The sequence below is a fragment of the Streptomyces sp. NPDC002853 genome, from assembly GCF_053591915.1.
The window spans coordinates 1-23,379 of record NZ_JBSFUS010000020.1; the positions used below are offsets into that span (position 1 = coordinate 1).

The window sequence follows — 23,379 nt, forward strand, 5'->3', positions numbered from 1 at the left end:
GTCTCCCTGGCCATCGGCGCGGAGGCCAGCTTCGTGGCGCGGACCGTGGACTCCGACCGCAAACACCTCACCTCCGTGCTGCGCGAGGCCGCCGAACACCCCGGCACCGCCCTGGTGGAGATCTACCAGAACTGCAACATCTTCAACGACGGCGCCTTCGAAGCCCTCAAGGACAAGCAACAAGCAGAAGAAGCCGTCATCCGCCTGGAACACGGACAGCCCATCCGCTTCGGCACCGACCGCGCCAAGGGCGTCGTACGCGACCCGGCCACCGGCGACCTCAAAGTCGTCCCCGTCACCCCCGAGACCGAGTCACACATCCTCGTCCACGACGCGCACTCGACCTCCCCCACCCAAGCCTTCGCACTCTCCCGCCTCGCCGACCCCGACACCCTCCACCACACCCCCATCGGCGTCTTCCGCAACACCCAACGCCCCGTCTACGACACCCTCATGTCCGACCAACTCGACACCGCCATCGAGCAGAACGGCAAAGGCGACCTGACTGCACTCCTCACCGGCAACGACACCTGGACCGTCGCCGGCTGATCACAGCCCTTTTACGAATACAGCTTGACCTGAACCGAGGTTCAGGTTGGAAGGTGGACACATGAAGCCGAGTGAAGCATCCCCCCGCCGTGTCGAGTTCTTCTATGACCTTGTCTGTGTCCATTCCTATCTCGGGTACGCCCGGTTCTCCACGGCCATCGAGCGGTATCGCGAAAAGGGCGGAGAGGTCGAGGTGGTCTTCCGTCCGTTCCATCTGTCGTCGGATGAACCGGCGGCCGGGCGACCGCTGTTCGAAGTACACCGGGACGCCTTCGGCGAGGAGAGGGCCAAGGCCATTTCCAAGGACCGGTCCTTCGGCGCGGAGGACGGTCTCGACGTGCACTTCGATCGGGCCATCTTCACCAATACGGGCGCCGGCCACCGGCTGGTGCTCGCGGCGGCGGAGCAGGGCAAGGGCGAGCGCATGGTGGAGCGGTTGTTCCGCGCCTATTTCACCGACGGGGTGAACATCGCCGAACCCGAGACGTTGCGACGCCTCGCGGACGAGGTCGGGGTCGTGCCGACCGATGTGGGCGACGATGTGCTGGACGCAGGGCTTTCCCGCGTGCGCGAGGCAAAGGTGAGCTCCGTGCCGCTGTTCGTCTTCGATGACGGCGCGAGCATTTCCGGCGCGCGGGCGATCGAGGAGTTCTCGGAAGCGCTGGAGAGGACTCCGCACAGCAACTGAGCCGACCCTTCGACTGTTCGACTGTTCATACGCACCACACGCAGCGGGTTGCGCCGGGAATACCGGCGCAACCCGCTGCTTTGCGTGCCCGCGCGCAAAAGAAGAAGAGCCGCGGACGCCAGAACACCCACCGCACGACCATCGCGAACCCACAGGAGACGACATGCCGTCGACCGAACTGATCTGCGTGGAAAAGGGTTCCCCGACCCCCGAGGAGCTTGCCGCCCTCACCGCCGTCCTGCTGAGCCGTCAGGCCCTGGACGCCACCCCGGACGACGTTTCCCGCCACCACCGCGCGACCGCCCGCTGGAGCCGGCCCGACCGGACCCCGCGCGCCCCGGGCCCGCGCAGTTGGCGTGCCTGAGCCATGCGACCCCTGCGCGTCTGCGCGCCCGCGCCCACCCGTACCCGCCGAGGAAGGAACACACCTGTGATCACCGATGAGTCCGAGCTCACCGCCCGCCGTCGCCCCGACCCGCGCTCCCTGCACGCCACGCCCCTGCCGGTGCCCCTCCTCGCCGGTGAGGACGAGACCGACGCCGGTGAGCCGCACATCCTGCGCGGACTCGACTGAGGAGCCGGCCGCCGACCGCCCCGCTCCACCGGCCCCACCTCGCACCAGCCCTGCCCGCACGACCATCGGAGCCCTGATCCCTATGCCCGCCTCGCCCGCCAGTACATCCCTGGGAGTACGCCGCATCGCCCTCGAAGGGGCAGGCGTCACCCTGTCCGCGCTCCTCGCCGAAGCCCCGCACCACCCGCCGCGCGCCACGATCGTGGCGCTGCACGGCGGAGGGATGAGCGCCGGATACTTCGACGGGCAGGCGCACCCCGACCTCTCGCTGCTGACCCTCGCCGCGAGTCTCGGCTACAACGTCCTGTCCGTGGACCGACCCGGTTACGGCACCTCCGCGGCCCAGCTCCCGGAAGGCCAGACCCTGGTGGAGCAGTCGGCCACCTTGTACGCGGCCCTGAAGCACTACGCCACGCAGTACGAGACCGGCGCGGGATACTTCGTCCTCGCGCACTCCTACGGCGGCAAACTGGCGCTCACCGCCGCCGCCGACGAGCAGGGTGCCGCTTTGATCGGGCTCGACATATCGGGCTGCGGCCACCAGTACGCCGTCGGCCCCGACGACCTGCCGGGCGCCCGTGGCCACGGGCGCTGGTCGCTGACCTGGGGCGCGCTGCGGTACTACCCGCCGAACACGTTCCTCAGCAGCGCCTCGCTGGTCGCCCCCATGCCCGCCCGTGAGGGCAGGGAGGCCGCACTCTGGCCGGACACGTTCCCGGACGTCGCCGCCCGTGTGCGGGTACCGGTCCGGCTCACCTTCGCCGCGCACGAGGCGTGGTGGCGGCACGACGAGACGGCCGTCGCCGACCTCACCGCCCGCCTCGCATCGCCGCGCGTCGTCATCGACCGCGTCCCCGAGGCCGGGCACAACATCAGCCTGGGCTGGGCGGCCCGTTCGTACCACCTCAAGGCCCTGGCGTTCCTGGAGGAATGCCTCGCCGGGCGGGTGTGAGCGCTTCCCATGCAGACGTTCCGCTCGCTCGCCGTACGCAACTTCCGTCTCTTCACGGCGGGTCAGGTCGTCTCCGTGGCGGGCACCTGGATGATGGTCGTGGCCCAGGACTGGCTGGTGCTCTCCCTCACGGACGACTCCGCCACCGCCCTGGGCATCGTCACGGCCCTGCAGTTCACGCCGCTGCTCCTGCTCACGCTCTACGGCGGCCGGCTCGCGGACCGCCATGACAAGCGGCTCCTGCTCACCGTCGCGAACATGGCGTCGGGGCTCTTCGCGCTGCTTCTCGGGCTCCTCGTGCTCGCCGACCGGGCGACGCTCTGGCAGGTCTACCTCTTCGCCCTGGCGCTCGGCACCGTCAACGCCCTGGAGATCCCCACCCGCATGGCCTTCGTGAGCGAGATGGTCGGCGCCGAGCTGCTGCCCAACGCTTCGGCGCTCAGCGCGGCGTACTTCAATGGCGCCCGTGTCGTCGGCCCTGCCCTCGCGGGCCTGCTGATCAGCCATTTCGGCATCGGTCAGGTGATGGCGCTGAACGCGCTGAGCTACGCGGCGACCGTGGTGGCGCTGCGCATGATGCGGCCCGGCGAGCTGCACCGGGCCCCGCGCCCGGCCTCGAGCGCGCGGGTCGTCGACGGGCTCCGTCATGTGCGGGGCCGCCCGGACCTCATGCTCCCGCTGGCGCTCGTGGCGGTGATCGGTGTCTTCGGGTTCAACTTCCAGCTCACGCTCCCGCTTCTCGCCAAGACCGAGTTCCATTCCGACGTCAGCGCGTTCGGCCTGCTCACCGCGGCCCTGGCCGCCGGGTCCCTCGCGGCGGCCTTCGTCACCACCGCGCGCCGGGGCCGCCCCACGAGCCGCACGGTCCTGGTGGCCGCGCTCGGCTTCGGCGTCCTGGAGACGGCCACCGGTCTCGCGCCCTCATATGCGGCGGTCGTGGTCCTGCTCGTGCTCACCGGCTTCGCGACCGTCTGGTTCGCCCAGGCGGCGAACCACCGCGTCCAGCTCGGCACCGACACGGAGTTCCGCGGCCGGGTGATGGCGCTCTACACCCTGGTCTTCCAGGGCTCCACCCCGCTCGGCGCCCTGTTCGTCGGCCGGCTCAGCGAGGAGGCGGGCGCGCGCTCGGGGCTCTACGTCGGCGGGCTCGTCTCCTGCGCGGCGGCCGTGGTGGCGCTGATGGTCGACCGGGCCCAGCAGCGTCGCCGCGTCAAATGCCCATGCGGACACCGATGCCGTCGAGCACACAGTCCAGACCCGACTCGAACTTCGCCCGCCGGTCTCCGAAGTGGCTGGCAGCGCTGGCGCTGCGCTGGTAGGTGGGGTAGCGGCCGGTGCTCATCAGCCAGGTGAACTCCGGGGCCATGGCCATCTTGACGTCATCGCTGTGCGTCCAGCCCTGCCCCTTCATGAGCAGTTCCATCGACGCCTCGGTGTAGGCACTTCCGTACGCGTAGGCGTTGACCGTCTCGAACACGGCCATGCTCAGCTCGGGGCTCAGTCCCGCCGCGTCGAGCGCGAGCAGTGCCTGCTCGTTGACGGCGAGGCGGGTCGGCGTCGGCGCGAACATGGCCTTCGAGAGCTGGGCCAGCCACGGGTGCGCGAGCACCAGCTCACGGGTGTTGACGGCGAGGACGCGCATGGTCTCGCGCCAGTCACTGGGGTCGTCGGGGACCTTCAGGTCGCCGTAGACGGTGTCGACCATCAGCTCGAGGACGTCGTCCTTGCCCGACACGTACCGGTACGCGGCCATGGGCGCGACCTTGAGTTCGGTGGCGAGCCGTCGCATGGTGACGGCGTCGATCCCTTCAGCGTCGGCGATCGAGACGGCGACCGACGCGATCCGAGCGGGGGAGAGCACCTGGGCGCGCGGTGCGGCGATCGGCCGCTCGAGGCGCTCCCACAGGGAAACCTTGTCGCCGACCTCGCACTGCGACGCGGCGGGGGACTTCTTCTCACTGGCCACGGGTGTGGCCTCCTTCCCGTTCACATGGATACAGCGTATCAGGAGTAGACAACGTACACACTGATGTGTACGTTGTATTTGTCGCCGGATACGGCGTACACAAACATCCTCAAGGAGCTTCGCATGGCCGAGAAGAACGATGGCCCCCTGAACGTCGCGGTCATCATGGGATCGACCCGTGACGGGCGCTTCGGGCCGGTCGTCGCCGACTGGGTGCTCGGTCACCTCGGCCAGCGCGACGACATGACCGCCGACCTCGTCGACCTGGTGAAGACGCCGGTCCCCGCGGTCCTGCCGGACTTCACCAAGGCCCCCGAGCCGGCCAACTCCGCCCTGCTGGAGAAGATCTCGCCGCGCCTCGAGGCCGCCGACGCGTTCATCATCGTCACGCCCGAGTACAACCACAGCTTCCCCGGCGGCCTGAAGAACGCCATCGACTGGCACAACCCCCAGTGGCACGGCAAGCCGGTCGCCTTCGTCTCGTACGGCGGCCTGTCCGGCGGCCTGCGGGCGGTGGAGGGACTGCGCCCCGTCCTGGCGGAGCTGAACGCGGTGACCATCCGCAACACCGTCAGCTTCCACAACTACCCGGCGAACTTCGACGCCGAGGGCAAGCCCACGGACCCCGCCTGCGACGGCGCGGCCAAGTCGCTGCTCGACCAGCTGGCGTGGTGGGGCCTGGCCCTGCGCGACGCCAGGTCCATCCGCCCATACGCGGCCTGAATCCACCACCTCTGATTGGGGAGTCGCGATGACGACCATCGAAGCCGGGGAACCGGACACCACGGCAAGCGAAACGAAGACCCCGGCACGGCAGCGGTCGATCTACTTCGGCGTCTTCGGGCTGATGCTCGGCATGTTCCTCGCCATGCTGGACGGCCTGATCGTCGGCACCGCGCTCCCCACGATCGTGGGCGACCTGGGTGGGCTCGACCGGCTGTCCTGGGTGGTGACCGCCTACCTGCTCACCACGGCCGCGTCCACGCCCATCTGGGGCAAGCTCGGCGACATGTACGGCCGCAAGGGCTCGTTCATGACCGCCGTCGTGATCTTCCTGATCGGCTCGATGCTGTCGGGTGTGGCCCAGGACATGAACCAGCTCATCGCGTTCCGGGCCGTGCAAGGGCTCGGCGCGGGGGGCCTCATGGTCGGCGCGATGTCGATCATCGGCGTCCTGGTCCCGCCGCGGGAGAGCGGCAAACTGCAGTCCATGCTCGGCGTGATGATGCCGATCGCGTACGTCTCCGGACCGCTCATCGGCGGGTTCTTCACCGACCACCTGAGCTGGCGCTGGGTCTTCTACATCAACGCGCCCCTGGGAGCCATCGCCCTCGTCGTGGTCGGCCTGGGCATCCGGCTGAAGCGCGAGCGCTCCAAGGCGAAGATCGACTATCCGGGCGCGGCGCTCCTCGTCACCAGCGTCCTGGCGCTGACCCTGCTCTCGACGTGGGGCGGCAGCAGCTACGCGTGGCTCTCGCCGGAGATCCTCGGTCTCGCCGCGGTCGCGGTCCTGGCGTTCGCCTGGTTCGTACGGGTGGAGAAGCGGGCCGAGGAGCCCCTGATGCCGCCGCGGCTCTTCCGCAACCGGAACTTCACCATCGTGCAGGTGCTCAGCCTCCTCGTCGGCGCGGTCATGTTCGGTGCGACCAACTACCTTCCGCAGTACATGCAGTTCGTGAAGGGCCTGTCGCCGACCGCCAGCGGCATGCTGCTGCTGCCCCTGATGTTCGGCATGCTGGCCGTGCAGATCACCGTCGGCCGGCTGATCAGCAAGACCGGCAAGTACCGCATCTACCCGATCCTCGGTGGTGCCTTCAGCGTGGCGGGCACGCTGGTCCTCCTGATGCTCCAGGTGGACACCGCGGTGGCTCTCGTCTCCGGCCTCACGCTGGTGCTCGGAATCGGCCTCGGCTTCATGATGCAGAGCACGATCCTCATCACGATGAACAGCGCGGAACCCCGTGACATGGGCGCGGCCAGCGGTTCCGTCACGCTGATCCGTACGCTCGGCGGCTCGCTGGGTGTCGCGGCGCTCGGCGCGGTGTACGTCAACAACCTGGCGGGCGAACTGAAGTCCCGGCTCGGTTCGGCGGAGGCCGAGAAGCTGACCAAGGACGGCACCAGCATGACGCCCGAGCTCCTGAAGGGCATGCCCGAGAAGATCCGGGACGCCTACGAGGCCGCGGTCACCAGCGGTCTGCAGGGCACCATCATCGGCGCGGCTGTCCTGGCGGTCCTCATGTTCGGCATCGCCTGGCTGATCCGCGAGGTCCCGCTGCGGACGGTGGCCGGTCAGGACCTCGAGGACGCCGAGGGCCCCGACAACGCAGAAAAGGCGGTCTCCGAAGAGACCGCAGGAACTGCGAAGACCGCGGAGACCGCAGAGAGCGCAATGGCCGCAGAGACCGAAGCGCGCGTCGCCCCCACGGCGAAGAGCATCCCGGTCAAGACCACAACCCCCTGACCACGGTCCGGAGACCTGTACGGGCTTACTTCCCCCGGAGCCCGTGCCCGGCCCCCGGCCGTGCCGCAGCCCCTCGCCGTACCTTCCGGTACGGCGAGGGGCTCGCGGCGTTTCAGGCCCGGTGCGACGCGGCCAGCTGCTCCAGCGTGGCGACGATGTCGTTGGGGCTCGGCGTGGCGAGCGCGTCCCGGTGCAGGCCCCGGACACCGTCCTTGAACGACGGGTCGTCCAGGATGCCGACGAGCTGCTTGCGCACGACGTCCACGTCGAACGGATCGTTGTCGACGACGAGACCGGCGCCCCGCTCGGCCACGAACCGGCCGATGTCGGTGACGTGCGGTCCGTCCTCCGCGCAGACGAGCTGCGGGACCTGGTGGGCGACGGCGGCGGCGAAGGTCCGCCCGCCGCCGTGGTGCACGATCGCCGAGCAGGTGGGAAGGAGGAGGTCGAGCGGCACGTACTCGATGCAGCGCACGTTGTCCGGCAGCGTGCCCACCTCGGCGATCTGCGCGTCGTTGAGGGTCGCCACCACCTCGACGTCCAGGTCGGACAGCGCCTGAACGAGACCGGCCAGCGGGAACCTGCCGGCCCCCGCGAAGACCTTGCGCATGCTCACCCCGGCGGACAGCGCGACACGCGGGCGCTCCGGCGCCTGCCGGAGCCAGTCGGGGAGCGCGGCCGAGCCGGTGTACGAGACCGGGCGGACGGGGACGTAGCGCAGGTTGACGGGCAGGCGCATCGCCGAGGGCATCGGGTCGATGCTCCACTGGCCGACCAGCAGCTCCTCGGAGAACTCAAGGCCGAGCCGGTCGAGCAGCGGACGCATCCGCGTGGCCATCAAGTCGTCCTCGGAGCCGGGCCGCACGCCCGAGAGACGCAACTGCTCCCGGGTCCAGCCCATGTCGTCGACCGACCACAGGAAGCGTGCGTGCGGTATCCCGACGGCCTCGGCGGCGATGCCGCCGGGGAAGAACATCGGGTCCCAGATGATGAGGTCGGGGCCCCAGGAGCGGGCGTACGCGATCAGGTCGTCCACCGCCGATGCCGTGCCGTCCGCCGGCGGCCCGGCGTTGCAGAGGCTCATGAACGCGCTCAGCATGGGGCGCGGCGGCAGCGGCTTGCGCGTGTGCCACGCGGGCGACCTGTCCCGCAGGGACTCGCCGAGGGACGCGAGCAGTGCGGTGCCCGACTCGATCTCCTCGTTGATCGCGGCGAGGAAGCCCTCCTGGCCGATGGGAACGGACGTGAGCCCGGCCTTGACGACCGTGTCGACGAGTTCCGGGGGACTGGCGACCCGGACCTGGTGCCCCGCGCCGGTCAGCGCGTCGGCCAGCGGGACGATCGGATAGACGTGTGCCGTCGCCGGCACCATCGCGAACAGAATCTTCATGGGAGGTCTCCGTGCTGGGAAGGGAGTGGTGGACGGGGTGGTCAGAGCCGTTCCAGCTCGCGGACCACGTCGGAGGGCAGGGGCAGTCCGGCGATCTCCCGCGCCAGCTCGCCCGCACTGCGGCGGTACGAGGCGTCGCCCAGGATCTTCTCGGCGGCCGCGGCGGTCTCCTGCGGGCTGTCCTGCCCCGGCAGAAGGGTGAGGGCGCAGCCCTGGGCGGTCAGCCGCTGGGACGCCGGGATGGCCAACGGGCCGTTGGGGAGCGAGAGTTGCGGGATACCGGCGTTCATCGCGGTCATCATGGTGACGCCGCCCCCGTGGTGGATCATCAGGTCCGCGGTGGGGGCCACGACGTCCAGCGGGAGCCAGCCCGCACGGATCTGGGCGGACTCGGCACGCAGTTCGGCGGCGATGTCCTCCGGTGCCGCGATGACCAGCTCCACGTCCAGGGCGCCGATGGTCTTCGCCATGTCGCGCAGGAACGTAAAGCTGTTGTCGTGGCCGTCGCGCGAGGCGCGGCTGCCGGACGTCAGACAGACGCGGGGCCGATCGCCCTTCGCGTACATCCAGGGCTCGACGATCTGCTGCTGGTTGCCGGGAATCCAGCGCATCAGCTGCGCGGGGGCGGCGCCCGGAGGCTGTAGGGAAGGCGGGCAGATGTCGATCAGGAGGTCGGGCTCCGGAAGCCGGTCGAGGCCCAACTCTCCCAGCTCCGGCTGGAGTTCCGCGTCGGCTCCGGGGTGGATGGTGTCGGCCTCGGAGATGTCCCAGGCGTGGCGTACGACGGGGATGCCGAGCCGGGCGCCGAGGAGTCCTGCCGCGTACGACATGGTGCCGCCGACCACGACATCGGGCCGCCAGTCGCGGGCCAGCTCCAGGAGCGGCCCGATGTTCGCGGCGGCCATCCGGCCGAACGCGCCCCCGGCGAAGGGGCCGCCCTCGGTGGGGCCGGCGGGAAGGGGGAGTTCGCGCCCGGAACGGTCCTGGCTGATGAACTCCCACAGGGGGCGGTCGGTCAGCCGTACGGCCGGGAGTCCGACGCCCACCACGGCAGGCATCGCCTGCGCGTGTGCCGCCATGAAGACCTCGTGACCGCTGTTGCGTGCGGCGGTCGCGAGCGGTGCCAGGGCGTAGACGGTCGCCGAACTGCCGGAAGCGACGAAGAGAATGCGCATGAGATGTCCCACCGTTGGGCCGGTAGACCGGCGGTGAACGTGATCCTTGCGGTGAACGTGATCCTTACGGGGTCTGGGCCCTTACTGGGGCCGGTGCTCGCCCCGCGCGAGCTGTTCCAGGTCGGCCACGACACGTGAGGGTGACGGCATGGCCGTCATCTCCCGGCGCAGTTCCTGGGCGGCCTTGGCGTGGCCGGGCTCCGTGAGCAGCTCGGTGAAGGCGTCGCGGAGCGATGCGGGGTCGTTCTGGGAGTCGGCGTCGTCGAGCGTGATGCCCGCGCCCGCGTCGGCGATCCGGTCGCCGTGGGCGAACTGATCGGCGAACTGCGGCACCACGAGCTGGGGCAGGCCGAAGGCGGTGGAGGTCATCGTGGTGCCCGCGCCGCCGTGGTGGACCACCGCGTCGCAGGTGTGCAGGAACAGGTTCAGCGGTGCGGGATCCACCAGGCGCACGGTGCCGGGCAGGGTGCCGAGCGCCTCGCGGTGCCGCTCGTCCACGGTCGCGATGACCTCGACGTCCGGCTGACCGCCGAGACCGCCGAAACCGCCGAAGACATCGAGCATGCGGCGGAGCATCGGCACCCCGTTCATGTCCAGCGTGCGACCGCCGAGCGAGACGGCCACCCGGCGCGGCGCGCCGTCGGCCCGGCGGCCACCGACCCACTGAGGCAGCCTGCCGTTCCCGTTGTAGGGCACGTACCGGATCGGAGTTCCGGCCGTGGTGCCGGGCAGTTGGAGCGAGGGCGGGCAGGGGTCGAGCACCACCGCCGGGTCGGGGTAGCCCCCGAGGCCGAGCCGTTCGGACATCGCCCGCAGGGACTGCTTGGCCTGGGCGTGCGCGGTGTCCGAGAGTGGATCGACGCCCCACCGGTGGCGCACGACGGGGGCGCCGGTCAGCGCGCCGACGATCAGCGCGCTGAACTCCAGTGGATCGCAGACCACCAGATCGGGGCCGAAGGCCCGGGCCGTCTCCACGTAGGCCTCGCAGAGGTAGCGGGTGTGCACGGACCAGCCCATGCCCGCCTTGCCCAGCTTGCTCTCGTGCTCGGCGCGAGGCTGCGCCTCGACCGGCCGCGTCCCTTCCTTGACCGTGTCGGCCAGCAGATCCTCGACGTGGTAGGCCGATCCGACGCTCACGCCGTTGAGGCCGGCCGCGGCGACCGCGGGCATCACATCGGGCTGGCCCGCCACCAGCACCTCGTGGCCCGCGGCCCGCAGCGCCCAGGCCAGCGGGACCATCGGGGTGAAGTGCGTGGGGACAGGCGTGGACATCATCAGAACGCGCATCGGGTCTCCTTGTGGGGGGTGGAGCGGTCAGTCCGCGGGGCGCTGTCCCCAGGCGGTGATCAGCAGGGCCGTCAGGTCCCGGCCGGCGGGGGTGCCGAGCAGGTCCAGGAAGTCGGCGAGCTCCGCGGCCGTCACCAGGCCGTTGTCGACGAGGCTCTGGCCCTCCTGCCGCAGCCGCAGCCCGATCAGTTCGTCGTCGGCCGCGGACTGCCCGGGGCCCGCCCCGGTGAGGTGGCTGCCGACCGAGGTGAAACCGGTGCGGGACAGGGCGGCGGGCAGCCCGCGCGCCCAGCTCATGTCGGCGCCGACGGACTTCATGTGGTCGACGTAACCGCGCAGCAGGGTGCGGCCGACGGCGGTCGGTGCCTCGTCGGCGGGCAGGTAGTAGAAGTCGGCCACGACCAGCCAGCCGCCGGGGGCCAGCCACTCGATGGCGCGCGCGAGAGCCGCGTCGGGGTCCCGCAGGTGCTCAAGGGTGGCCCGGGTGAAGATGAGGTCGAACGAGCCGGGTTCGAGGTCGAGGTCCTCGATGTCGGCCTGCCTGACGGTGAGGTTGGCGGCCTGTCCGGTGTCGAGGAACGTCGTGTCGGCGTCGACGGCGAGCACGCTGCCGAGGTGCGCCCGCCCGGCGAGCCAGTAGCTCATCGAGCCCGCCCCGGCGCCCAGTTCGAGGCAGCGCCAGGCCGGGTCGAAGGGGAGGCTGTCGAGCACCTCGACGGACATGGGGTCGTACTTGAGCTCGAACAGCCGTATCTGGCTGAGCGGGGACGCCGACCCGGTGGTCAGCGATCCCGTGCTGCGAGCGGTCGGCACGGGCCCCGTGTGGGCCGCGTCGACCTGCTCGGCCAGGGTGCACAGGACGAGGTGCGGGGGAGCGGTCTCCAGTCGCGCGACGGCGTCCTGCCCCGCGGAGTTCTCCGGGTGGTCCATGTAGGCGTGGAAGGAGTCCTCGTCCACCCACTGGGGGTAGTTGACGTAGGTCGAGCCGTCGTCGCCGATGTACGGCGTCGCGGAGACGAAGCCGGGGTGCAGGTGCTTCCAGCCGCCCGCGTCGCGCAGCAGGGCCGCCAGGGCGAGGGCGTTGTCGCGCCCGCCGACGTGCCGCAAGGCGTAGCACATGATGCCCGCCCGCCGGTCGGCCGCGGGCCCTTCGAGCCCGCTCTGGGGGACGCCGCCGAAGGAGGTGTGCGAGAGGACTCCGGGATGCTCGGACAGGGTGCGCAGCGGGCTGTCGGCGGGGCTGTTCTCGGCCGTGGCGAGGAAGTGCTTCCGCTCGGCCCACTCGACCCGGCTGACCACCGTCGTACGGTCGAGGCTCAGGTGGAGCCGTGCGGAGAGGAATCCCTCGCGTCCGCTGATCCACCCCCGTATCTCGGTGGCGAGCAGGTCGACGAGTCGCTCGGCCGTGGCGGGCGCGTCGGTGCGCAGCTCCTCGAATACGGCATAGCCAACTGCGGTGTGCTGTTCGGGTGTTGACGTCATCGGTATCTCCTGGGCTCGTGTCACTTGCGGTGCCGCGCGGTCAGCTGTTCGAGGACGGGGACGAGGTCGCCGGGGCTGGGCACGGCCGCGGCCTCGTCGCGCAGGGTCACGGCGCCCTGCAGGAAGGACGGCTCCTCCAGGAGCCGGACGATCCCCTCCCGCAGCCGCCGCGGGGTGAACTCCCCGCTGCCGACGACCAGTCCGGCGCCGCGCTGCGCGACATGACCGGCGATCGCCTTCTCGCCCCAGAACTCCATCGGCACCACCAGCTGCGGCACGGCGTGGGCCACGGCGGCCGCGAACGTCCCGCCACCGCCGTGGTGCACCACGGCGGAGCAGGTCGGAAGCAGCAGATCGAGGGGGACGTACTCCGTCATGCGTACGTTGTCGGGGACCGGCCCCGCGGTCGCGTACCGCCCGGCGTCAAGCGTCGCCACCAGCTCGATGTCCAGGTCGGCGACCGCGTCGAACAGCTCGGGCAGGGTTACGCCGCTCTCCCGGAACACCTGCCTGCCGCGTCCGCCCACGCCCAGGGTCAGACACACCCGGGGCGCGCGCACCGGCTCCCGGAGCCAGTCGGGCAGCGCGGCCGTCCCGTTGTACGGAATCCGGCGCACCGGCACGTTCCGCAGGCCGAGCGGGAGGCGCAGGGCCTGCGGCATCGGGTCGATCGTCCACTGGCCGAGCAGCAGCTCCTCCTCGAAGGCGTACCCGAACTTCTCCAGCATGGGGGCCATCAGGCCCGTCACGGGGTCGTCGTCGGCGGGGCGGCCCGCGAGGCGCTGGAGCGACTTCGCGCGCAGCCAGCCGATGTTGTCCCGGCCCCACAGAAGGCGGGCGTGCGCGGCGCCGCAGTTCTTGGCGGCGAACGGCGCGGCGACGCTGAACGGGTCCCAGATCACGAGGTCGGGGCGCCAGCTCTCGCAGAAGGCGACCAGGTCGTCCAGGGCGCTGCGGGAGGCGTGGAGCGGGCCCAGGGTCTCGGCCCACTTGCGCGCCCACAGTTCGCCGTCCCCGGAGTCCTCGCCCTCGTCCAGGGAGAGCCGGGAGTTGAGGACGTCCAGCAGATCGGGGTTGGTGGCGAACTCGACCACGCCGGTGAGCTGCTTCGTGGCGCCGAGCGGCACCGCCGTGAGCCCCGCGGCGCCGACGGTGTCCGCCATGCCCGGATGCACGGCCACCCGCACCTGGTGGCCCGCCCCCTGCAGCGCCCACGCCAGCGGCACCACCGGCTGCACATGCGCCACCCCGGGGAAGGGCACGAACAGGACGCGCAGCGCCGGGCTCCGCGGGGCGGAATCCGCCGCGGGCGGCGCGGCGGGCGCGACCTCACCCGGTTGCTCACCCAGCTGGTCGCGCAGTGATTCGTCGAGGGAACGGCGCGGCCGCCAGCCAAGCACCTCCCGGGCCCGGGAGATGTCGACCTGCTGCCATGCGGCACCGCCGACCCCGGCGTCCCGCTCGGCGGGCCGCTCGCGCACCGCGTCCGGTGCGCCGCCGAACGCGACGAGCCGCTCCACCAGGTCCCGCACCGGAACCGCCTCGCCCCGGCCGATGTTGAAGATCCGGCCCACGGCCGCCCCGTCCGGCGCGTCGGCGACCGCGAGCACGGCGTCGGCGACATCGCGTACGTCCACGTAGTCACGGCGGGCCACCAGCGGGGACACCTCCAGCGGGGGCGGCGGCTCCTCGTCCGTCACGTGGCGCGCCACCTGGGCGGAGACGAGTCCGAGCAGGCTCGCGGGCGGGGTGCCGGGGCCGCAGACGTTGACGATCCTGAGCACGGCGGCCCGAAGCCCGTCCTCGCGCACGGCCTCGAGGACCGCCCGCGTGCCGAGCAGTTTGGTGCGCCCGTAGTGGGTGACGGGCGTGGTCTCGTGGTCCTCGCCGATGCTGGTGCCGTCGGGCGCCGGGCCGTACTCGTGCACCGTCCCCAGCTGGATGAGCAGCGGGTCGTGCGCGCTGCGGGCGGCCGCCGCGGCGAGCCGGGAAGCGAAGTCGGCGTTGAGCCGCCGCATGCCGTCCTCGTCGGTCTGCCAGGCGATGCCGGCCGCGTTCACCACGACGTCCGGACGGGTGTCGGCGAGCAGCCGGTCGAGCTCCGCGGGTTCGGCGGCCGCCAGGTCCAGGGCGACAAAGCGGCCACCCCCGGACGCGGTCCGTGACACGCACACGGTCTCGGTGCCCGTCGCCTCGAACGCCGCCGCGATCCGGCGGCCGAGGAATCCGGTGCCCCCGAGTACGAGTGCTCTGCGCTCCGTGCTCATGAAGGTCCTCCTTGGGAAGGCCGCCGGGAACCCACGCGGCCGGACATGACACAGGTCAGGGGCGCGCGGTCTCCCACGCGCCCCTGACCTGAGGTGGGGTGTCGTCAGCCGGTGTAGGGGGTGCGCTCGCGCGCGGCGCGCAGCGCGTCGGCCCACCACACGAGCTGGTCGAGCAGCTTCTTGGCGGCGGCCTCGCTGCCCTCGGGGCTGACCGGCTCGCCCTCCTTCTGGAAGTCCGCCCACGCGTTGTGGAAGCTGAGCATCTCCCGCACGGTGGTGGCGTGGACCTCGGCGAAGATCTGGCGCAGGTGCTCGGAGGCGCGCAGTCCGCCGCCCATGCCGCCGTAGGAGACCAGGCCCACCGGCTTGGCCGACCACTCGGCGAGGTACCAGTCGATGGTGTTCTTCAGCGCCGCGGGCACGGTGTGGTTGTACTCGGGCGTCACGACGGCGAACGCCTCGGCGCGGTCGAGCCGCTCCCGCAGGCCGTTCCACACGGCGGCGACGTCGGCCGGCGGCTTCTCTCCGAAGGCCGGCATCTCCAGCGGCAGCGGGTAGTCCGCGATGTCGATGATCTCGACCTCGACATCACCGTGCAACTCCGCCTGACCCGCGAACCATTCGGCCACCGTGGTCCCGAATCGTCCGCCGCGGACGCTGCCGATGATGACGGCCAGTTTGATCGGGTTCTCAGGCATGCATAAACCTTCCAGGGATGTGAGTGCCGCAGACAGTGCGCTGGCAGCTAGCACCAACGGTCTTCGGGCCGCGTGCGGCAGTCAACGCACTTCACCTGGAATTGACATAGATCTGTCCTGGTCAGAGCGCCGGCCGCGGAGGGCTACTCACCGACGCGCTCCGGCAGTTCGCCGCCGCGTGTCCGGATTCGCATGATTCCGTGATCAACTTACGCAAGTTACATTCGTTGGACCGGGGAGCAGAGGCACCCTCACGGAGAGGCCGATCATGAATATCTCCTTCTTCGGCAGGTGGCGCAGGCAGCAGTCCGCCGACCGGAGCCCAGGACTCGCCTCGGCGTTCGGCGAGGATCCGGCCGGGGTCGCCGAACTCCTCGCCGAATGCGAGCTGCTGCGCTCCCAGGCAGCCACCGCCGGGCTCGAACTCGACGACTCACCGGCCTCGTTGACCGCGCTGGACCAGCTCCTGCCGCGCTGGCGCGACGATCCCGAGCTGCTGCCGTGGCTCGGCAACGACGCTGGTCTCTATCTCGGTTCGGTCATCGTCCGCAAAGTCCCTGGCGCCACCTGGCATGTCTGGCCCGGCGGCAGCCCCGTCGTACTGCTCGCGTCGGGGCGGGAGATCCAGGTGGTCGAGGCGGGGCTCGACTGGGCGGTGACGGGTGCCCCCGAGCTGTCCCAGGTCTACGCGGAGGCGTCCGAGGCGTAGCCGCGGGATGACGTAACTGGAAATACGGTTAATGCCCATACGTGCGTGTCGTCCAGTAAGTCCCGTTTTCGCGTAGATAGTTTGCGCGGACCGAGACCGCCGAGAGTGGGCAGGGCAGGGCATGGCCGTCGATCCGCTGATCGAGCTGCGTGATGTGAACAAGTACTACGGGGAGCTGCATGTCCTCCAGGACATCAACCTCACCGTCGGCAAGGGGGAGGTGGTCGTGGTCATCGGCCCGTCAGGGTCGGGGAAATCAACGCTCTGCAGGACGATCAACCGGCTGGAGACCATCCAGTCGGGAGCCATCGCACTGGACGGGCAGCCACTTCCGGAGGAGGGCAAGGCGCTGGCCTCGCTCCGGGCCGACGTAGGCATGGTGTTCCAGTCCTTCAACCTCTTCGCACACAAGACAGTGCTGCAGAACGTCGCCCTCGCGCCGGTCAAGGTGCGGGGCAAGAAGAAGGACGACGCCACCCGGCGCTCCCGCGAGCTCCTGGAACGGGTGGGCCTCGCGACCCAGGCCGACAAGTACCCTGCGCAGCTCTCGGGCGGCCAGCAACAGCGCGTCGCCATCGCACGCGCGCTCGCCATGGAGCCCAAGGTGATGCTCTTCGACGAGCCCACCTCGGCCCTCGACCCCGAGATGATCAATGAAGTGCTCGAGGTCATGCAGGGCCTGGCCCGCGACGGCATGACCATGGTCGTCGTCACCCACGAGATGGGCTTCGCCCGTTCGGCCGCCAACCGTGTCGTCTTCATGGACGCCGGCCGCATCGTCGAGGACCGGGCCCCCGAGGAGTTCTTCAGCAACCCGGAGAGCGACCGCGCCAAGGACTTCCTCTCCAAGATCCTGAAGCACTGACGGGAGGCCGGCCATGATGCGTACGACACGTCTGCTCGCGGCGCTCGTCCTCGCCGCCTGCGCCGCGACCGCCTGCGGCAAGGAGGGCAGCCCCCCGGTGAAGGGGCCGCAGCCCGACGAACTGCCCAAGTACCAGGTGGCGAAGGGGTTCACGCTGCCGGACTCCGGCACCTGGAAGAAGGCGAAGCGGCGCGGTCACCTCGTCGTCGGCGCCAAGGAGGACCAGCCGTTCCTCGGCGAGAAGAACCCCGCCACCGGGCAGTACTCCGGCTTCGACATCGAGATCGCGAAGATGGTCGCGGCCTCGCTCGGCTTCGAACCGAAGTCGATCACGTTCAAGACGATCGCGTCCGCCAACCGCGAGACCGCCCTGCAGAACGGGCAGATCGACTACTACGTCGGCACCTACACCATCAACGACCTCCGCAAGAAGCTCGTCGGCTTCGGCGGCCCCTACTACATGGCGGGACAGGGCCTCCTCGTGCGCACCGACGAGGACGACATCAAGGGGCCGCAGGACCTGGACGGCAAGAAGGTCTGCTCGGCTGCCGGGTCGACCCCCTACCAGCGCATCCAGAAGGACTACCCGAAGGCGACGCTCGTCGCGTACGACACCTACTCGGTCTGCGTCGACAACCTGCTGACCTATCAGGTCGACGCCGTCACCACCGACGACGCGATCCTCATCGGGTACGCCGCCAAGGTGCCCGACGAGCTCAAGGTGGTCGGCAAGCCGTTCTCCGAGGAGCCCTACGGCATCGGTGTGCCCAGGAGCGACAACGCCCTGCGGTTCGCCGTCGACGACGCACTCGCCGCCCGGGAGAAGAACGGCGACTGGAAGAAGGCCTACGACGCCACCCTCGGCCTCTCCGGAGTCCCGGCGCCGAAGCCGCCCGCCATCGACCGCTACCCGGCGAGCTGAGGAGGCGTCGTGGACGTACTGACAGACAACTTCTCCACCTTCGGCAAGGGGTTCGTCGGCACCGTCGAACTCACCGTGTACGCGTCGATCCTGGCCCTGGTGCTCGGCTTCGTGATGGCGTCGTTCCGGGTGGCACCGGTCGGTTCCTTCCGGGCGTTCGGCACCGCCTGGGTGACGGTCCTGCGCAACACCCCGCTCACGCTGCTCTTCTTCGCGGTGCTGCTCGGGCTCCCGCGCTTCGGACTCGTCCTGCCCTTCAAGGTGTTCGCGGTCCTCGCGCTGGGCTGCTACACCTCCGCCTTCATCTGTGAGGCACTGCGCTCGGGCATCAACACCGTCCCCAAGGGCCAGGGCGAGGCTGCCCGCAGCCTGGGGATGACCTTCGGGCAGACGCTGTCCATGGTCGTGCTCCCGCAGGCCTTCCGGTCCGTCATCCCGCCGGTCGGCTCCACCCTCATCGCACTCGCCAAGAACTCCGCCATCGCGGGCGCGTTCAGCGTCACCGAGCTGCTCGGCACGTACAAGACGCTCAGTGAGCTCGGCTACAACATCATCTGGACGTTCGTCTGGATCGCCGTCGGCTACCTGATCATCACCCTCGCCATCAGCGCCGTGTTCAACGTCCTCGAGAAGCGCTGGGGAGTCGCCCGATGAAAGCCCTCTCCCACGAATCCACCGCCCTCTACGACGTGCCGGGACCGAAGACCGAGCGCAGACACCGGCTCTACGGTCTGCTCTCCACCGTGGTCCTGCTCGCCCTGGTCGGCTGGCTCGTCTACCTGCTCTTCGACACCGACCAGTTCACCGCGACCAAGTGGACGCCCTTCGAGTACAAGGGCATCCAGGAACTCCTCCTGAAGGGACTGGGGAACACCCTCAAGGCCTTCGCCATCTCGGCGGTGCTCGCGCTCGCGCTCGGCGGACTGCTCGCCATGGGGCGGCTCTCCGACCACCGTCCCGTGCGCTGGCTGGCCACGCTTCTCGTGGAGTTCTTCCGCGCGATGCCGGTCCTGGTGATGATCTTCTTCGTCTTCGTGGCGCTGAAGGTCCAGCCGCTGCCGGCCCTGGTCACCGGACTCACGCTCTACAACGGCTCGGTGCTCGCCGAGGTCTTCCGTTCGGGCGTGAACTCCGTGGAGCGCGGGCAGCGCGAGGCGGCGTACGCGCTCGGGATGCGCAAGACACAGGTCATGACGCACGTCCTGGTGCCCCAGGCCGTGCGCGCCATGCTGCCCGCCATCATCAGCCAGTTGGTGGTGGCGCTCAAGGACACGTCGCTCGGCTATCTGATCACCTACGAGGAGTTCCTCCACGCCGGGAAGCTGATCGCGTCGAACCTCGACTACGATCTACCTTTCATCCCCGTGGTTCTGGTGATCTCGCCGATCTACATCGGGATGTGCATGCTGCTCTCGTGGTTCGCCCAGTGGGTGTCCAAGCGACAGCGGCGCAATCCCAAGACCGAGGCCGCGGACGTGGCGTCGGCCGAACCAGGGACGCTGCTGCCGGGTAGGTAGTGGCTAAAGGGGCCAGGGCCCATCCGGCAGCAGCCGGTGATCACTTCTCGCGCAGCGGGACCGACACGTACGACGGGTCGGACGCGGGCGAGGAGAAGGTCAGCTGCGCGCCGGACGGGTTGTGCTCGATGTAGAGCGGGTCGACCGTGTCGACCACCAGGGCGAGCCTGTGTCCTGCCGGTACGTCGTAGGCCGTGGAGAACAACTCCAGGTCCACCCCGAACGGCCGGCCGGGGGTCTTGCCGTGGAAGGTGTACGGCGCGTTGCTGACCAGCTTGCCGAGGCCGAGCGGGCCCACGTCGTAGAGGTACGCGACGAGGGTGCCGCTCTCCTTGGTGCTGGTGAGCGTGGTGTGCAGCTTCGCCGTCCCGCGCACCCGCTGGGCCGTGCCGTACTTCTCCGACTGCCAGACGCCCGCGTACCGCCGCGGCAGCAGCGGCATCGAGGCGACCGGCGGGATCTTGAGGAACTGGTCGAGGGCGTTGGAGAGCAGCACCGTGCCGCCGTTGGCGCCCGAGTCGACGTTCGTGCGCAGCGTGGTGGAGCCCGCCAGGTCGATCTTCTTCTTCGTCGCGCCGACGGACTTCCAGTCGGGGTAGCCCTCGTAGCCGCCGGTCGAACGGGACTTGAGCTGGACGGGCTGCTCGGTGTCGACGCCGTTCCTCTCGCCCTTGAGGTAGCGGTCGAACCAGCGCTGGGTCGAGGTCCAGGTGTCGTTGGGAAGGCCGAGCAGACCGGTCAGTTCGGCGGTCGCGTGGTCTCCCGGGCGGAATTCGAGTCGCTTGGGGCCGGTCAACTGCTCGTAGAACTCGGCGTATTGGTTGGGCGGGAAGATCGTGTCGCCCCAGGCGTTGCCCAGCATGACGGCCGCGCCGTTCTTGTTGATCTGGTCGACGTACGTCGCGGGGGAGCGTTTGGCACCCCACGCGATCATCTCGTCCTCCTGGTCCAGGTTGGACCCGAGGAAGTCCTCGAGCGTCTGCTGCAGTTCGGGGCTCGGGCGGCCCGTGAGGACGCCCGCGCCGCCGAGCAGCCCCGCGGCCTGGCGGTGCTGGGTGCGGCCGCTGTAGATCGAGTCGATGAGGTCGCCCCAGCCGCTGAGCGCGGCCACGGCCTTGATCCGCTTGTCGTGGCCCGCGGCGAGCAGGCTGATGCCAGCGCCGTACGAGACGCCGCCCATGCCGATCTTCCCGGGGTCGGCCGGGGTGTTCTCCAGGGTCCAGTCGATGACCTTCGAGGCGTCGGCGATGTCCTCGGGGCCGCCGGTCTCGATCTCGCCGCCGGACTGCCAGAAGCCGCGCGAGTTGTAACTGACCACGACATAGCCGGAGTTCGCGAGCTTCTGGGCCTGCGCGACGTACTCGACCTGGGGCATGGCCCAGCTGGTGGGCAGCACGATCGCCGGGAACTTCGCGCCCGCCTTCGCGCCCCTGGGGGTGAAGACGTTGGCCTTGAGGATCGTGCCGCCGTCGCCGGGGATGTCGACGAAGCGCACGTCCGCGGCGCTTGCCGCCTGTGGAGCGGCCGCCGGGGCGGCTTGGGCGGCCGGGGCGAGGCCGAAGGCGGCGCCGGCGACGAGAGTCGCCGAGACGGCGCCCACGGTGGTCGTACGCAGAGCCTTGCGCGGTTGTCCCACGGGTCACTCCTTACTCGTGCAAGCAAAGTGACCCGACGGTAACCGCGCATCCTTACCGGTGGTAACCCGTCGGTAAGTTACGCACCGGTAACGATTGTTGAGCTGCGTACCTTCCCGGCGGCGCTCAGTTCAGCGCGCTCTTCGTCTGCCAGTCGGCCCAGGAGATGTTCCACTCGCCGTAGCCGTTGCCCGGGTCGGGCACGCCCTTCGAGCCGCTGCCGGAGACCTCGAAGGGGTCGCCGACCTGGACCTGGCCGTAGAGCCAGGAGGCGTCGCCGTCGCTCATGCCGATGCAGCCCGAGCTGTGGTTGGTGTTGCCGAAGAACCGGGCATTCCAGGGGGCCGCGTGCGCGTACATGCCCGACCAGGTCAGGCGCATCGAGTTGTCGACCATCTTGTCGTAGGCGTCACCGAGGCCGACCGTCTCCGAGCGCATGTTGATCGTGCCCTCCTTGGCCATCAGGACGGACGTGCCGCCCCAGGACGCCTTGTCGCCGCCGGGGGTGCCCGCCGACATCGGGACGGTCCGCACGCTCTTCCCGTCGCGCACGAGCGTGGCCTGCTTGCTGTCGAGGTCGACCTTGACCCGCTGGCTCTTGCCGACGGTGAAGCCGGTCGCGTAGTCGCGGACGAACCAGCCGCCGTCGGTGCCGGAGTCGACCCCGCCGAGACGGGCGTCGAGCTTCACCTTGGTGCCGGACTCCCAGTAGTCCTTGGGGCGCCAGTCGATGCGGTCCTTGCCGTCGTAGTTCTTGATCCAGCCCCAGGACCCGGTCGTGTCGTTCGAGGTCGTCACCTTCAGGTGCTTCTCGACCTCGGCCTTGTTCTTCACCGGGTGGTCGAAGACGACCGACAGGGGCTGGGCGACGCCGACCGTGGTGTCCTTGCCGGGCGTCAGGCTCAGCTTGTTCACCTGATCCGGAGCGGCCGTCCTGAACGACGCCCGCGCGCTGCCGCCCTCGTCCGTCGTCGCCTTCACCTTGTACGAGGTGCCGGGCACCGCCTTGCGGTCCGAGGTCCAGGTGGTGCCGTTCGCGGCGACCTTGCCGGTGAGCTCGGTGCCCTTCGCGTCGGTCACCGTGACCTGCTTCAGCTTGCCGTCGGCCAGTTTCACCTTGACCGGTGAGCCCGCCTTGGCCTGCTTGCCCCGCAAGTTGACTGATATGTCCGGCTTGTCCGTCGAGGTGTCGGCGGCTGCGGGGGTGCTGCCCGAACAGGCGGTCAGGGCGGCGGCCAGTGCCGCGAGGCCCGCGGCCGTGACCGCGGCGCCGGTGTGGCGGGAGCGTATGGGGCGTCGGCGACTCGGCGAGCTCAGGGGCCTCAAGGGAACGTACCTCCGTGCGAATGTGGAACCGCACGGTGAGAGGGCCAAAGGTCCCGGTGGGTTGCCTCTTGCCCCGAATTTCCCGACTAGGTCACAGAGGCGGTGTATGAGCCGGGCGCGGCCGTCGGCGCTCGGTGAGGCCGCGGCTACTTGGCGCGATGGGACGAGCGCGGCGGAGCGGCCGCAGGAGCCGGGGCCTGTGCGGGGCGGGTGACGTCACCGACGAGCTCGACGACGTCGGCGCCGTACGCCTGAGAGTTGACGACCTTCAGGAGCAGGACGAAGGTGTTGCCGCCGTGCTTGCGGGCGAGGCGCTCGTGGTGCCGGGCGAGATAGCGGGTCGCCGCCTGGTTGGTGATCGCGCGCTGGCCGCAGAAGAGGAAGACGGGTCTCGCCTCCTGGCCCTGCCCCGCGGTGAGCCGCGCGAGGATCACGTACTCCGCGATGCCGCCCTCCATGCGGTACCGCTCGCTGCCGATCTGGAAGGCGCCGCGGTCCGGGCCGGGCTCCGGGTCGGTGTTGACGCGGACGCCGGGCAGCAGGGAGTGCATGTGCGCGGCCATGCGGCGGTTGACGGTCGGCGAACCGACGCAGAATTCCGTGCGCTCGCCGAAGCTCTGCTGGGCGGCGTCGTGCGCGACGAGCTGGGCGTGCGCCCCGCAGTCCTTGATCAGCGCGGCCAGTTCGAGCAGCGCGAACACGTCGTGGCGAACGACGGTGAGCTCGGGGCCGCCCGCCTCGCGGTTGACCACGAGCAGCGACTCGGAGTTGTCGGGCAGCCCGAAGAAGGCCTGCTTGCGGCGGAGCTTGCGCCGCCAGAGGTAGGTACGGGCGAGCCAGCCCAGCACGGCACCCAGGCCGGCCGCGATCAGGCCGAGGACGATGTTGCGCACGTCTTCAGTCATGGGGGCGCA

21 protein-coding genes and 2 pseudogenes are annotated in these 23,379 nt (G+C 70.1%); 13 read left to right on the top strand and 10 right to left on the bottom strand.

Going from position 1 to position 23,379, the window contains the following annotated elements:
• From ACWD02_RS39630 to ACWD02_RS39655, 6 genes and pseudogenes are all read left to right on the top strand, one after another.
• Positions 1–549: pseudogene (locus ACWD02_RS39630) on the top strand (2-oxoacid:ferredoxin oxidoreductase subunit beta); the annotation flags it as partial.
• A 61-nt stretch (positions 550–610) separates the two neighbouring features.
• A complete protein-coding gene (locus tag ACWD02_RS39635) occupies positions 611–1,237 on the top strand; it encodes a DsbA family oxidoreductase (protein WP_451220778.1) in 627 nt (208 codons plus the stop codon).
• Between the two features lie 163 nt (positions 1,238–1,400).
• Positions 1,401–1,601, top strand: coding sequence for an acyl-CoA carboxylase subunit epsilon (locus tag ACWD02_RS39640; protein WP_451220781.1), 201 nt, complete (start codon positions 1,401–1,403; stop codon positions 1,599–1,601).
• Positions 1,602–1,667: 66 nt separating this feature from the next.
• On the top strand, positions 1,668–1,811 hold the full coding sequence (locus ACWD02_RS39645; protein ID WP_451220784.1) for a hypothetical protein: 144 nt from the start codon (positions 1,668–1,670) through the stop codon (positions 1,809–1,811).
• Between the two features lie 82 nt (positions 1,812–1,893).
• On the top strand, positions 1,894–2,763 hold the full coding sequence (locus tag ACWD02_RS39650; RefSeq protein WP_451220787.1) for an alpha/beta hydrolase: 870 nt from the start codon (positions 1,894–1,896) through the stop codon (positions 2,761–2,763).
• A gap of 9 nt (positions 2,764–2,772) precedes the next feature.
• Positions 2,773–4,116, top strand: coding sequence for an MFS transporter (locus ACWD02_RS39655; protein WP_451220790.1), 1,344 nt, complete (start codon positions 2,773–2,775; stop codon positions 4,114–4,116).
• On the opposite strand, the pseudogene ACWD02_RS39660 reads toward ACWD02_RS39655, so the two are convergent.
• Positions 4,049–4,954: pseudogene (locus tag ACWD02_RS39660) on the bottom strand (TetR/AcrR family transcriptional regulator); the annotation flags it as partial. The gene ACWD02_RS39655 and the pseudogene ACWD02_RS39660 sit on opposite strands and share 68 nt — an antisense overlap.
• On the opposite strand from ACWD02_RS39660, the gene ACWD02_RS39665 reads away from it, so the two are divergent.
• Complete coding sequence (locus tag ACWD02_RS39665) at positions 4,853–5,452, top strand: NADPH-dependent FMN reductase (protein WP_451220793.1); 600 nt, start codon at positions 4,853–4,855, stop codon at positions 5,450–5,452. The pseudogene ACWD02_RS39660 and the gene ACWD02_RS39665 overlap by 102 nt on opposite strands.
• Before the next feature lie 28 nt (positions 5,453–5,480).
• Positions 5,481–7,193, top strand: coding sequence for an MDR family MFS transporter (locus ACWD02_RS39670; protein ID WP_451220800.1), 1,713 nt, complete (start codon positions 5,481–5,483; stop codon positions 7,191–7,193).
• Between the two features lie 112 nt (positions 7,194–7,305).
• Here the strand turns inward: ACWD02_RS39670 and ACWD02_RS39675 are convergent, their stop codons facing one another.
• The 6 genes from ACWD02_RS39675 to ACWD02_RS39700 all read right to left on the bottom strand — a co-directional run bounded on the left by ACWD02_RS39675 (position 7,306) and on the right by ACWD02_RS39700 (position 15,492).
• On the bottom strand, positions 7,306–8,583 hold the full coding sequence (locus ACWD02_RS39675; RefSeq protein WP_451220805.1) for a nucleotide disphospho-sugar-binding domain-containing protein: 1,278 nt from the start codon (positions 8,581–8,583) through the stop codon (positions 7,306–7,308).
• Between the two features lie 41 nt (positions 8,584–8,624).
• Positions 8,625–9,758: a glycosyltransferase gene (locus ACWD02_RS39680; RefSeq protein WP_451220808.1), complete on the bottom strand. Its 1,134-nt coding sequence runs from the start codon at positions 9,756–9,758 to the stop codon at positions 8,625–8,627.
• Positions 9,759–9,839: 81 nt separating this feature from the next.
• Complete coding sequence (locus ACWD02_RS39685; RefSeq protein WP_451220811.1) at positions 9,840–11,045, bottom strand: nucleotide disphospho-sugar-binding domain-containing protein; 1,206 nt, start codon at positions 11,043–11,045, stop codon at positions 9,840–9,842.
• 27 nt (positions 11,046–11,072) lie between these two features.
• A complete protein-coding gene (locus tag ACWD02_RS39690; RefSeq protein ID WP_451220814.1) occupies positions 11,073–12,527 on the bottom strand; it encodes a class I SAM-dependent methyltransferase in 1,455 nt (484 codons plus the stop codon).
• Positions 12,528–12,547: 20 nt separating this feature from the next.
• Positions 12,548–14,794, bottom strand: a complete 2,247-nt coding sequence (locus tag ACWD02_RS39695; RefSeq protein ID WP_451220817.1) for an activator-dependent family glycosyltransferase — start codon at positions 14,792–14,794, stop codon at positions 12,548–12,550.
• A 104-nt stretch (positions 14,795–14,898) separates the two neighbouring features.
• A complete protein-coding gene (locus ACWD02_RS39700; RefSeq protein ID WP_451220820.1) occupies positions 14,899–15,492 on the bottom strand; it encodes an NADPH-dependent FMN reductase in 594 nt (197 codons plus the stop codon).
• Between the two features lie 268 nt (positions 15,493–15,760).
• Between ACWD02_RS39700 and ACWD02_RS39705 the strand changes: the two genes are divergently transcribed.
• The 5 genes from ACWD02_RS39705 (at position 15,761) to ACWD02_RS39725 (ending at position 19,505) form a co-directional block, all read left to right on the top strand.
• Positions 15,761–16,201: a DUF6278 family protein gene (locus tag ACWD02_RS39705; protein ID WP_451220823.1), complete on the top strand. Its 441-nt coding sequence runs from the start codon at positions 15,761–15,763 to the stop codon at positions 16,199–16,201.
• 121 nt (positions 16,202–16,322) lie between these two features.
• Complete coding sequence (locus tag ACWD02_RS39710) at positions 16,323–17,066, top strand: amino acid ABC transporter ATP-binding protein (protein WP_451220825.1); 744 nt, start codon at positions 16,323–16,325, stop codon at positions 17,064–17,066.
• Between the two features lie 16 nt (positions 17,067–17,082).
• The gene (locus ACWD02_RS39715) at positions 17,083–17,988 is read left to right on the top strand and encodes a glutamate ABC transporter substrate-binding protein (RefSeq protein ID WP_451220970.1); all 906 of its coding nucleotides are present in this window, start codon (positions 17,083–17,085) and stop codon (positions 17,986–17,988) included.
• A 9-nt stretch (positions 17,989–17,997) separates the two neighbouring features.
• On the top strand, positions 17,998–18,642 hold the full coding sequence (locus ACWD02_RS39720; protein WP_351158961.1) for an amino acid ABC transporter permease: 645 nt from the start codon (positions 17,998–18,000) through the stop codon (positions 18,640–18,642).
• Positions 18,639–19,505: an amino acid ABC transporter permease gene (locus ACWD02_RS39725; RefSeq protein ID WP_451220828.1), complete on the top strand. Its 867-nt coding sequence runs from the start codon at positions 18,639–18,641 to the stop codon at positions 19,503–19,505. The genes ACWD02_RS39720 and ACWD02_RS39725 overlap by 4 nt, the downstream gene beginning before the upstream one ends.
• A 40-nt stretch (positions 19,506–19,545) precedes the next feature.
• On the opposite strand, the gene ACWD02_RS39730 is transcribed toward ACWD02_RS39725, so the two are convergent.
• The 3 genes from ACWD02_RS39730 to ACWD02_RS39740 form a co-directional block, all read right to left on the bottom strand.
• On the bottom strand, positions 19,546–21,141 hold the full coding sequence (locus ACWD02_RS39730) for a CocE/NonD family hydrolase (RefSeq protein WP_451220831.1): 1,596 nt from the start codon (positions 21,139–21,141) through the stop codon (positions 19,546–19,548).
• Positions 21,142–21,265: 124 nt separating this feature from the next.
• A complete protein-coding gene (locus tag ACWD02_RS39735; protein ID WP_451220834.1) occupies positions 21,266–22,465 on the bottom strand; it encodes an Ig-like domain-containing protein in 1,200 nt (399 codons plus the stop codon).
• 146 nt (positions 22,466–22,611) lie between these two features.
• Positions 22,612–23,370 carry a hypothetical protein gene (locus ACWD02_RS39740; RefSeq protein ID WP_451220837.1) on the bottom strand — a complete coding sequence of 253 codons (759 nt, stop codon included), beginning with the start codon at positions 23,368–23,370 and terminating at the stop codon, positions 22,612–22,614.
• Between the last annotated feature and the right edge of the window lie 9 nt (positions 23,371–23,379).